This is a genomic window from Lysobacter enzymogenes (assembly GCF_017168095.1).
Lineage (GTDB): Bacteria > Pseudomonadota > Gammaproteobacteria > Xanthomonadales > Xanthomonadaceae > Lysobacter > Lysobacter enzymogenes_D.
The window spans coordinates 1-2,876 of the sequence record NZ_LXSD01000588.1 but is presented as its reverse complement, the minus strand read 5'-3'; the positions used below and the strand labels follow the sequence as shown (position 1 = coordinate 2,876).

Genomic DNA, 2,876 nt, shown 5'->3' with positions numbered 1-2,876 from the left:
GCTCGTCGGCGCGCGGCCGCTCGCTCACGCCGCCGCGCCGGAGCGCGCGCCGTAGCGGCGCTCGACGTAGCCGTCGATCAGTTCGACGAACTCGCGCGCGATGTTCTCGCCGCGCAGGGTCACGGTCTTCTCGCCGTCCTCGAACACCGGCGCTGACGGCGCTTCGCCGGTGCCCGGCAGCGAGATGCCGATGTTGGCGTGGCGCGATTCGCCGGGGCCGTTGACCACGCAGCCCATCACCGCCAGGGTCAGGTTCTCGGCGCCGGGATGGGTGATCTTCCACTCCGGCATCTTGGCGCGCACGTGCTCCTGCACGGTCTGCGCCAGTTCCTGGAAGAAGGTGCTGGTGGTGCGGCCGCAGCCCGGGCAGGCGGTGACCATCGGGGTGAACGCGCGCAGGCCCATGGTCTGCAGCAGTTCCTGGGCGACCACGACCTCGTTGCTGCGCGCCTGCCCCGGTTCGGGCGTCAGCGAGATGCGGATGGTGTCGCCGATGCCTTCCTGCAGCAGCACGCCGAGCGCGGCGCTGGAAGCGACGATGCCCTTGCTGCCGATGCCGGCCTCGGTGAGGCCCAGGTGCAGCGCGTAATCGCCGCGCGTGGCCAGTTCGCGATAGACCGCGATCAGCTCCTGCACGCCGCTGACCTTGGCGCTGAGCACGATGCGCTCGGCCGGCAGACCCAGCTCGACCGCGCGCGCGGCCGAATCCAGGGCCGAGCGGATCAGCGCTTCGCGCAGCACCTTGCCGGCGTCCCACGGCTCGGCGCGGTTGGCGTTCTCGTCCATCAGCTGCGCGGCCAGGGCCTGGTCGAGCGAGCCCCAGTTGGCGCCGATGCGCACCGGCTTGCCGTACTTGATCGCGAACTCGATCAAGGTCGCGAACTGGCTGTCCTTCTTCTTGCCGAAACCGACGTTGCCCGGGTTGATCCGGTACTTGCCCAGGGCTTCGGCGCAGGCCGGCTCGGCGGCGAGCAGCTGATGGCCGTTGTAGTGGAAGTCGCCGATGATCGGCACCTCGATGCCCATCATCGCCAGCTTGTCGACGATGCGCGGCACCGCCGCGGCGGCCTCGACGGTGTTGACGGTGACGCGCACCAGTTCCGAACCGGCGCGCCACAGCTCGGCGACCTGCTTGGTGGTGGAGGCGACATCGGCGGTGTCGGTGTTGGTCATCGACTGCACCACCACCGGCGCGCCGCCGCCGACCTGGACGCCGCCGACGACGACGGAGCGGGTCGGGCGGCGCGGCAACGGGCCGAAATCAGGGAGCGAGCAAGGCAGGACGGCATCGGAATTCATGGGCCGCATTGTACCGCCGCCGCGGCGCGCGGTCGTGCGGCGGGGGTGAAGCGCGGCTGACGCGGAGGCTTGGGCACAAAGGCTTGCCGGGCTTGGGTTTCGGCGTGGCTGGGGCGGGAAATCGCCAGCCCGGGCGGTCTCGCGCCGGGTTGCGCATTCCCGCCGGCCCGCTCGCTCCAGCGCGCCCCCGCCCCCTGCGCTCCTCCCCGCTCGTCGCCGCCAACGCCCTCCCTCCAGACCGTCATCCCCGCGAAGGCGGGGATCCAGAGACGTCAGAGTCATGTCGCGGTGAAGCCCTGGATCCCCGCCTTCGCGGGGATGACGGTCTGGAAAGAGCGTCCCAACCTCCCGGTGGGAGGGCCTTTGTGGGAGGGCCTTCAGGCCCGATGTCTTCCGATCCGACTCGGCAAACCCTTCCCCGGAAGCGCCGCGGCGGACGGGTTACTATCGCTGCAACTGTTTCGCTTCGGGCGACTTACCTCGTTTGCGTTTTCTTATGCCCCCCAGTTCCCCCGACGAAGTCCTCACCCCGAGCCAGCTCAACACCCTGGCGCGCAACCTGCTCGAGGACACCTTCCCGCTGATCTGGGTCGAAGGCGAGCTGGGCAATCTGTCGCGGCCGTCGTCCGGCCATCTGTACATGACCCTCAAGGACGCGCGCGCCCAGATCCGTTGCGCGATGTTCAAGCCCAAGAGCACCTGGCTGAAGTTCGTCCCGCGCGAAGGCCTGCGCGTGCTCGCGCGCGGCCGGCTGACCTTGTACGAAGCGCGCGGCGACTATCAGCTGGTCCTCGACCACATGGAAGAGGCCGGCGAAGGCGCGCTGCGGCGCGCGTTCGAAGAGCTCAAGGCGCGGCTCGCCGCCGAGGGCCTGTTCGACCGCGAGCGCAAACGCGAGCTGCCGCGCTTTCCCGCACGCATCGCGGTGATCACCTCGCCCAGCGGCGCGGCGGTGCGCGACGTGCTCAGCGTGCTCGGCCGGCGGTTCCCGCTGGCCGACGCCGAGGTGCTGCCGGTGCCGGTGCAGGGCGACGGCGCGGCCGAGAAGATCGTGGCGATGCTGCAGCGCGCGCAGGCCGCGCAGCGCTATGACGTGATCGTGCTGGCGCGCGGCGGCGGCTCGCTGGAAGACCTGTGGGCGTTCAACGACGAACGCCTGGCGCGCGCGATCGCCGCGTCCGCGGTGCCGGTGGTCTCGGCCATCGGCCACGAGACCGACTTCACCCTCGCCGACTTCGCCGCCGACGTGCGCGCGCCGACGCCCTCGGTCGCCGCCGAACTGCTGGTGCCGCAGCGCGAAGACCTGCTGCACCGCCTGCACGTGCTCGAAGCGCGCCTGCGCAACCTGCACGGGCAGCGCCTGAATCAAGCCATGCAACGCACCGACCGCGCCGGCCTGCGCCTGAACGCGCTGCGCCCGCAGGCGCGGCTGGCGACCCTGCGCGGCCGCCAGCAGGACGCGCTGCGCCGGCTCGAACAGGCCTGGCGCCTGCGCATCGAACGCGAAACCGCGCGCCTGCGCCACGGCGACGCGGTGCTGCGCGCGCACCATCCGCGCCGGCGCATCGCGGCCTTGC

General features: G+C 71.3%; 2 protein-coding genes. One reads left to right on the top strand and one right to left on the bottom strand.

Features of this window, described 5'->3' with window-relative positions:
- Nucleotides 1-24: 24 nt before the first annotated feature.
- Nucleotides 25-1,299, bottom strand: a complete 1,275-nt coding sequence (gene ispG, locus A7A76_RS22875; RefSeq protein ID WP_206413478.1) for a flavodoxin-dependent (E)-4-hydroxy-3-methylbut-2-enyl-diphosphate synthase — start codon at nucleotides 1,297-1,299, stop codon at nucleotides 25-27.
- Nucleotides 1,300-1,795: 496 nt separating this feature from the next.
- On the opposite strand from ispG, the gene xseA reads away from it, so the two are divergent.
- Nucleotides 1,796-2,876, top strand: a 1,081-nt coding sequence (gene xseA, locus A7A76_RS22870) for an exodeoxyribonuclease VII large subunit (protein WP_206413477.1), incomplete at its 3' end; no start/stop codon positions are given.

Coding starts and splice junctions, on each gene's coding strand:
- ispG (WP_206413478.1), bottom strand. CDS start 1,299: ATGAATTCCGATGCCGTCCTGCCTTGCTCGCTCCCTGATTTCGGCCCG.